Origin of the sequence: Streptomyces botrytidirepellens (genome assembly GCF_003721215.1) — a bacterium.
Taxonomy (GTDB): Bacteria; Actinomycetota; Actinomycetes; order Streptomycetales; family Streptomycetaceae; genus Streptomyces; species Streptomyces himastatinicus.
On record NZ_RIBZ01000079.1, the window covers coordinates 1 to 7,855 of the forward strand.

Here is a 7,855-nt window from a genome sequence, read left to right on the forward strand (position 1 = left end):
CGCGGCCGCGGTCACCGCGGACGGCGGCGCGGCCTGGACCCCGGCCACCCAGCCCCCGCCCGCCTACCGTTCGGGCGTCGCCTGGCTCCCGTACAGCCACCGCGCCGCCCTCGCGGTCGGCCCGACCGGCACGGACGTGACGGCGGACGGCGGCCGCACCTGGCGCGCCCTCGACCCGGGCTCGTACGACTCGGTGGACTGCGCCCCGGACGGCGGCTGCTGGGCGTCGGGCGAGAAGGGCCGCATCGCCCGCCTGGAGCCGACCCGGTAGCGGGGCCCGGTAGCGGTGGGCGCCGGGCGGTAGCGTGACCGGTCATGACGAGCGCCATCGATCCCCGCTATGAACTCCCGCGCGACTGGCCCACGACCGAGGCCGAGGCGACCGCCGTGCAGGAGCGGCTGCGGGGATCCGTCCGCGCGGAGGGCGGGGCCGTGCCCGCCCCCGGCGGCGGAGCCGGGGCGGTCGTCGGGGTGGACGTGGCGTACGACGACGAACGCGGCGTCGTCGCGGCCGCCGCCGTCGCGCTGGACGCCCGCACCCTCGCCGTCGTCGGGGAGGCGACGGCGGTCGGCCGGGTCACCTTCCCGTACGTACCCGGGCTGCTGGCGTTCCGGGAGATCCCGGCCGTGCTGGACGCGCTCGGCGCTCTCGACCGGCGCGGCCACCGCCCCGACGTCGTGGTCTGCGACGGCTACGGCCTCGCCCACCCCCGCCGCTTCGGGCTGGCCAGCCACTTGGGGGTGCTCACCGGGCTGCCCACGATCGGTGTCGCCAAGAACCCCTTCACCTTCCGTCACGCCCCGCCCGGCCCGCGCCGCGGCGACTGGGCGCCCCTGCTCGACGGGGACGAGGAGGTCGGCCGGGCGCTGCGCACCCGGGACGGGGTGAAGCCGGTGTTCGTGTCCGTCGGCCACCGGGTGACCCTCGACGAGGCTTGCGCGTACACCCTCCACCTGGCCCGCGACTACCGGCAGCCCGAGACCACCCGGCGCGCCGACGCGCTGTGCCGCCGCGCGCTGGCGGACGCCGTTTAGCGGACTCGTCGCGTTTCGGCCACGAAGCAGCCGAACTCGACGCAGCGCACATGCACCGCGGCCACCTCGGGGTCCGCGTACAGCTCCGCCAGGGTCTCCTCGCACGCCGCCTGTCCGCCGCCGGTCAGCAACCGGCCGCCGAGGATGTCGCCCTTCGCGGAGTAGGCGCGCAGCACCCGGTGGTCGCCCCACATGCCGGACGGGAAGCCGGGGCCGGTCCAGCCGTCGCACTCCTCGGCGTGGATGAAGACGGGCCCCTGCTCGTCGTACGGGCCGGGTTCGGCGCCCGCCTCCTCGGCCCAGCGGCGCAGCGGGGCGTAGGAGACCAGGGCGATGGTCTCGCCCGGAAGGCTCCGGCCCAGGCAGCAGCGCAGCGGGCTGTTGCCGTCCTCGTCGTCCACCACCATGCGCGGCGGGTTGCCCGCGTCGTCCCTGATCCGCAGCTGCTTCGCCACCTCGGGCGCGATGGCCCGGATCTCGTAGGTCATGTTGTCGCTCATGCGTTTCATCGTCGTCCGCGGGCGCCGCGGTGTCCGGCGGTATTCGGACGGTGCGCTGGAGGCAGGCGTACTTGACAGGGGGCTGGTGCTGAGTCAGATTCGCCCCAAAACATGGGACGTCCGACGTCCGTATCACCCGGTTATTTCCCCGTTCGTCGCGCAGCGCAGAAAGCAGGGTCCAGATGAGTCTTCCGGCTCCGCTCACCGGTGTCGTCCCGCCCCTGTGCACCCCCCTCACCCCCGCCGGTGAGGTCGACCGGGTCTCCCTCGCAGCGCTCGCCGAGCGGCTGATCGACGCGGGCGTGAGCGGCCTGTTCGCGCTCGGCTCCAGCGGCGAGACCGCGTATCTGGGCGACGGCAGGCGCCGTACCGTCCTGGAGACGGTGGTCGAGGCGGCGGCCGGGCGGGTGCCGGTGCTCGCCGGGGCGATCGACATGGCGACCGAGCGGGTCGTGGACCACGCCCGTACCGCCGCCGCGCTGGGCGCGGACGCGATCGTGGCCACCGCGCCCTTCTACACCCGCACTCACTCGGTGGAGATCGCCGACCACTTCCGGCGGGTGCGCGAGGGCGCGGGGCTGCCGCTGTTCGCGTACGACATCCCGGCCTCCGTGCACTCCAAGCTGACGCCCCGGATCGTGCTGCCGCTGGCCGCCGACGGCACGCTCGCCGGGCTCAAGGACAGCAGCGGCGACGACGGCGCGCTGCGGCGGCTGCTCGTGGAGGCCCGCCGCCGCGGCCTCACCGACTCCTTCTCCGTGCTCACCGGTTCCGAACTCGCCGTGGACGGCGCCCTGCTGGCCGGTGCCCACGGCGTCGTCCCGGGGCTCGGCAACGTCGACCCGGCGGGCTACGTACGGCTCTACGCGCACGCCCGCGCGGGCCGCTGGGACCGGGCGCGGGCCGAACAGGACCGGCTGGCGGCGCTGTTCGCCCTCACCGACGCCGGTGATCCGGCCGCGATGGGCGGCAGTTCCTCGGCGCTCGGCGCGTTCAAGGCGGCGCTGCACCTGCTGGGCGTCATCGCCTGCCCGGCGACGGCCGCGCCGCAGGTGCCGCTGGGGGACGACGCGGTGAAGACGGTGCGTCAACTGCTGGAAGAGGGAGGGCTGTTGCCGTGACGGTCGAGGCATTACGCAGGCCCTGGTACCGCCAGGTCTCCCGGCGGCAGTGGAAGTCGCTGTTCGCCGCCTGGATCGGCTATCTGCTCGACGGTTTCGACTTCGTGCTCATCACGCTCGTGCTGACCGAGATAGCCGACGAGTTCGACCTGAGCGCGGCGTCGGCGGCGAGCCTGGTCTCGGGCGCCTTCATCACCCGCTGGCTCGGCGGGGCGCTGCTGGGGGCGATGGGGGACCGGTACGGGCGCAAGCCCGCGATGATCGCCAGCATTCTGCTCTACTCCCTGGGCACTTTCGCGTGCGGCTTCGCCTGGAACTACTTCAGCCTGTTCGCCGCCCGGCTACTGATTGGCATGGGCATGGCTGGCGAATACAGTGCGAGCGCGACGTACGCCCTGGAGAGCTGGCCCGCCCAGCTCCGCAACCGCGCCTCCGGCTTCCTGATCTCCGGCTACGCGGGCGGCACGATCATCGCCGCCGAGCTGTACAAGTGGGTCGTACCCGCCTGGGGCTGGCGCTGGATGTTCTACATCGGCGTCCTGCCCGTGTTCGTCGCGCTGTGGGTGCGGCGCGCGCTCCCCGAGGCGGGGGACTGGCGCGAGGAGGTGGCCGCGTCCGGCGCCGCCCGGCCCAATCCGTTCCGCCCCCTGTTCACCGGCCGCCTGGGGTACCTCAACGCGGCCCTGGCGGTGGCCGCGAGCGCCGCGCTGTTCTGCGTCTTCACCCCGCTGGGGGCGGGCTGGCGGTGGCCGCTGTCGCTGCTGGCGGCGGGCGCCCTGCTCGCCTTCGCCGCCCAGCTCGGCGGACGGCGCGGCTGGCTGCTGTACGTGGCGCTGATGTGCACCGTCTTCTGCGCCTTCCTCTACAGCTGGCCCATCCAGGCGCTGCTGCCCACCTATCTGAAGACCGAGCTGGGGTACGCGCCCTCCGAGGTCACCGACGCGATGTTCTACGCGGGCTTCGGCACCATGGCCGGCTGCTGGCTGGCCGGGTTCGCCGGTGACCGGTTCGGGACCCGGCGGGCCTACGCGTACACCCTGCTCGCCTCGCTGTGCTTCGTCTTCCCGGTGTTCGCGGTGCGGGACACGCTGGTGGGGCTCGGGGTGCTGCTGTTCTGTCTGCTCGCCCTGAGTCAGGGGATCTCCGGCATCCTGCCGACGTACATCGCGAGCCACTTCCCCACGGAGAGCCGCGCCGCGTCGCTCGGCTTCGTCTACAACACGGGCGCCCTCGGCGGCGCGGTGGCCCCGGTGCTCGGCGCGCACCTGGCGGAGGGCATGCCGCTCGGGCAGGCCCTGGCGGTGCTGACGTCCGGTCTGACGCTGGTGGTGATCGTGCTGGTGGGAGCGGATGTGCCGCGTCGGCTGGGCCGTCTGGTGGACCCTGCGCTGTCCGATGACCACCTGCTGCGGGACCGCCCGCTCCCGGCGGACACGCCGGGCTGAACACCCCGCTCCGGGTGGGGGCTTGTGGAATGGGGGGTGCGTTCCTAGCATCGGCGGTGTTACAGCGGTGGTGTCATACAGAGGCTGAGGACGGACCCGGATGGCGGCGGCAGCAGACGTGGGCGGAGCGACGGGGCACGGGCCGCTGGCCGGAGTGCGGGTGGTGGAGCTGGCCGGAATCGGGCCCGGGCCGTTCGCGGCCATGCTCCTCGGCGACCTGGGCGCCGATGTCGTACGGGTCGACCGCCCCGACCGCCCCGGGGGCCTGAAGGTCGACCCGGCGTACGACCTCGCCAACCGCAACAAGCGCTCCGTCCTGCTCGACCTGAAGTCCGCGCGCGGCCGGGACGCCGCGCTCGGCCTGATGGAGCGGGCCGACATCCTCATCGAGGGCTACCGCCCCGGCGTCGCCGAGCGGCTGGGCCTCGGCCCGGACACCTGCCTGGAGCGCAACCCCCGGCTCGTCTACGGCCGGATGACCGGTTGGGGCCAGGACGGCCCGCTGTCCGGAACGGCCGGGCACGACATCGGCTACATCGCCATCACCGGCGCGCTGGGCATGACCGGGGAGGCCGACGGCCCGCCGGTGGCGCCCGCGAACCTGCTCGGGGACTACGCGGGCGGCTCGCTCTACCTCGTTATCGGCGTCCTCGCCGCCCTCCAGCACGCCCGCTCCGGCGGCACCGGCCAAGTGGTGGACGCGGCGATCGTGGACGGCACCGCGCATCTGACCGCCGTCCTGCACGGCATGATGGCGGCCGGCGGCTGGCAGGACCGCCGCGGCAGCAACCTCCTCGACGGCGGATGTCCCTTCTACGGCACGTACGAGACCGCCGACGGCGGCCACATGGCGGTCGGCGCGCTGGAGCCCGCGTTCTACGCCGAGTTCATCGACCTGCTCGGGGTCGCCGACGAGGCGCCGGCGCGCGGCGACATCGACAGCTGGGACCGGCTGCGTGCCGTCATCGCCGCCCGCTTCAAGGAGCGTACCCGCGAGGAGTGGACGGCCGTGTTCGCCGGGTCGGACGCCTGCGTCGCGCCCGTCCTGTCGCTGCGCGAGGCCCCCCGCCATCCGCAACTCGCCGCCCGCGGCACCTTCCTCGACGAGGCGGGCATCACCCAGCCCGCACCCGCCCCCCGCTTCTCCGCCACCCCCGGCCGGGTGCGCGGCGGCCCCGCCCGGCCCGGCGCCCACGCCGCCGAGGTGGCCCGCGACTGGGGCGTACCCGACGTCACTCCGACGCCGCCGGCCGCCGACGACTCCGCCTCCTGACGCGCCACCCGCCCACCCCCGAAAGGCAGCCAGACGTGAGCACCGAAGCGTACGTGTACGACGCCATCCGCACCCCGCGCGGACGCGGCAAGGCCGACGGCGCCCTGCACGGCACCAAGCCCGTCGACCTCGTCGTGGGCCTCATCCACGAGATCCGGCGCCGTTTCCCCGAGCTGGACCCGGCGGCCATCGACGATGTGGTGCTCGGCGTCGTCAGCCCGCTCGGCGACCAGGGTTCCGACATCGCCAAGGTGGCCGCCATCGCGGCGGGGCTCCCGGTCACCGTGGCGGGCGTGCAGGAGAACCGCTTCTGCGCCTCGGGCCTGGAGGCCGTCAACCTGGCCGCGGCCAAGGTCCGTTCGGGATGGGAGGACCTGGTGCTGGCGGGCGGCGTCGAGTCGATGTCGCGCGTGAAGATGGGCTCCGACGGCGGTGCCTGGTTCGCCGACCCGATGACCAACTACGAGACCGGCTTCGTCCCCCAGGGCATCGGCGCCGACCTCATCGCCACGCTGGGGGGCTACACCCGCCATGACGTGGACACCTTCGCCGCGCTGTCGCAGGAGCGGGCTACCCAGGCATGGAAGGAGGGGCGCTTCGACCGCTCCGTCGTCCCGGTCCGCGACCGCGCCGGGCTGACCGTCCTCGACCGCGACGAGCACATCCGCCCCGGCACCACCCCCGAGACCCTGGCGGGGCTCAAGCCGTCGTTCGCGACGATCGGCGAGGCGGGCGGCTTCGACGCGGTGGCGCTCCAGAAGTACCACTGGGTGGAGGCCATCGACCACGTCCACCACGCGGGCAACTCCTCCGGCATCGTGGACGGCGCGGCCCTCGTCGCCATCGGCAACCGCGAGACCGGCGAGCGCTACGGGCTCACGCCCCGCGCCCGTATCGTCTCCGCCGCCGTCTCCGGCGCCGACCCGACCATCATGCTCACCGGCCCGGCCCCCGCCTCCCGCAAGGCGCTGGCCAAGGCCGGGCTGACCATCGACGACATCGACCTGGTCGAGATCAACGAGGCGTTCGCGGCGGTCGTGCTGCGCTTCGCCGAGGACATGGGCCTCGACCTGGACAAGGTCAACGTCAACGGCGGCGCGATCGCCATGGGCCACCCGCTGGGCGCCACCGGCGCGATGATCCTCGGCACGCTGGTGGACGAGCTGGAGCGGCGCGGCGAGCGGTACGGGCTGGCGACGCTGTGCGTGGGGGGTGGCATGGGCATCGCGACGGTGGTCGAACGGCTGTAGTGGTGGCCGGGCCTTTCCCCACCCCGCCCCTTCCCGAACCAGAGGCTCCGCCCCTGGACCCCACCGGGGCTCCGCCCCCGGACCCCACGGGGTTCGGCCCCTGGGCCCGGCCAGGGGCTCCGCCCCCGGACCCCATCGGGTTCCGCCTCTGGCTCCCTGGGGCTTCGCCGTTGGGTCCGCCGGGGCGTTGCCCTTGGGGTCCGTCGGGGTTCTGTCCCTGGACCTCACCGGGGCTCCGGCCCTGGACCTCACCGGGGTTCCGCCGTTGGGCCAGCCGGGGCTTCGCCCCTGGACCCCACGGGGTTCGGCCCCTGGGCCCCGGTCCGGGGCTCCGCCCCTNGCCCTGGACCTCACCGGGGTTCCGCCGTTGGGCCAGCCGGGGCTTCGCCCCTGGACCCCACGGGGTTCGGCCCCTGGGCCCCGGTCCGGGGCTCCGCCCCTGGACCCCACGGGGTTCGGCTCCTGGCTCCCTGGGGCTTCGCCGTTGGGTCCGCCGGGGCGTTGCCCTTGGGGTCCGTCGGGGTTCTGTCCCTGGACCTCACCGGGGCTCCGCCCCTGGACCCCACGGGGTTCGGCTCCTGGCTCCCTGGGGCTTCGCCGTTGGGTCCGCCGGGGCGTTGCCCTTGGGGTCCGTCGGGGTTCTGTCCCTGGACCTCACCGGGGCTCCGCCCCTGGGCCCCACGGGGTTCCGCCCCTGGGTCCGCCGGGGCTTCGCCCTCGGACCTCACCGGGGCTCCGCCGCTGGGCCCCACGGGGTTCCGCCCCTGGGTCCGCCGGGGCTTCGCCCTCGGACCCTCTGGGGGCTTCGCCGATGGAACCACCCGGGGCTTCGCCCCTGGGGCTCCACCCGGGCTCTGCCCGTGGGTCTTCTGGGGCTCCGCCCCTGGACCCGTCGGGGCTGGCCCCGAACCCCCGGGCTTCGTCCCTGGACCTCCGGGGCTCCGGCCCCTGGGCTCTGCCTGGTTCCGGGGCTGGGCCTCACCGGGCTCTGCCTCTGGGCCCTACGGGTCCCGGGGCTGGGCCATACCGGGGCTCTGGGCCCGGGCCGTACCGGGCTCCGGGTCTGGGGCCGACTGGGCTCCGGGGCTGGGCCCGGGGCCCGGCGCCTGGGCTCCACCTGGGGCTCGGCTCCTGGGCCGCCGGGGCTTTGGCTCTGGGCTCCACCCAGGGTTTGGGCCTTGGGTCCGCCGGGGCTTCGCCCCTGGAGCCACCCGGGGCTCCGCCCCTGGGC

The 7,855-nt window shown here is 74.7% G+C and carries 7 protein-coding genes; 6 read left to right on the plus strand and 1 reads right to left on the minus strand.

What is annotated here, in order from left to right; translation table 11 throughout:
- Together EEJ42_RS05885 and EEJ42_RS05890 are read left to right on the plus strand one after the other, a co-directional pair.
- Window positions 1-271, plus strand: a 271-nt coding sequence (locus tag EEJ42_RS05885) for a beta propeller repeat protein (protein ID WP_484421997.1), incomplete at its 5' end; no start/stop codon positions are given.
- Window positions 272-315: 44 nt separating this feature from the next.
- Window positions 316-1,035: an endonuclease V gene (locus tag EEJ42_RS05890; protein WP_123098919.1), complete on the plus strand. Its 720-nt coding sequence runs from the start codon at window positions 316-318 to the stop codon at window positions 1,033-1,035.
- Here the strand turns inward: EEJ42_RS05890 and EEJ42_RS05895 are convergent.
- The gene (locus tag EEJ42_RS05895; RefSeq protein WP_246096134.1) at window positions 1,032-1,535 is read right to left on the minus strand and encodes a DUF1203 domain-containing protein; all 504 of its coding nucleotides are present in this window, start codon (window positions 1,533-1,535) and stop codon (window positions 1,032-1,034) included. The two genes, EEJ42_RS05890 and EEJ42_RS05895, sit on opposite strands and share 4 nt — an antisense overlap.
- A 182-nt stretch (window positions 1,536-1,717) precedes the next feature.
- On the opposite strand from EEJ42_RS05895, the gene EEJ42_RS05900 reads away from it, so the two are divergent.
- From EEJ42_RS05900 to EEJ42_RS05915, 4 genes are all read left to right on the plus strand, one after another.
- Complete coding sequence (locus tag EEJ42_RS05900; RefSeq protein ID WP_123098920.1) at window positions 1,718-2,656, plus strand: dihydrodipicolinate synthase family protein; 939 nt, start codon at window positions 1,718-1,720, stop codon at window positions 2,654-2,656.
- A complete protein-coding gene (locus EEJ42_RS05905) occupies window positions 2,653-4,101 on the plus strand; it encodes a sialate:H+ symport family MFS transporter (protein ID WP_123098921.1) in 1,449 nt (482 codons plus the stop codon). The genes EEJ42_RS05900 and EEJ42_RS05905 overlap by 4 nt, the downstream gene beginning before the upstream one ends.
- Before the next feature lie 100 nt (window positions 4,102-4,201).
- Complete coding sequence (locus EEJ42_RS05910) at window positions 4,202-5,374, plus strand: CaiB/BaiF CoA transferase family protein (RefSeq protein WP_123098922.1); 1,173 nt, start codon at window positions 4,202-4,204, stop codon at window positions 5,372-5,374.
- Window positions 5,375-5,409: 35 nt separating this feature from the next.
- Window positions 5,410-6,624: an acetyl-CoA C-acetyltransferase gene (locus tag EEJ42_RS05915; RefSeq protein WP_123098923.1), complete on the plus strand. Its 1,215-nt coding sequence runs from the start codon at window positions 5,410-5,412 to the stop codon at window positions 6,622-6,624.
- Window positions 6,625-7,855: the final 1,231 nt, after the last annotated feature.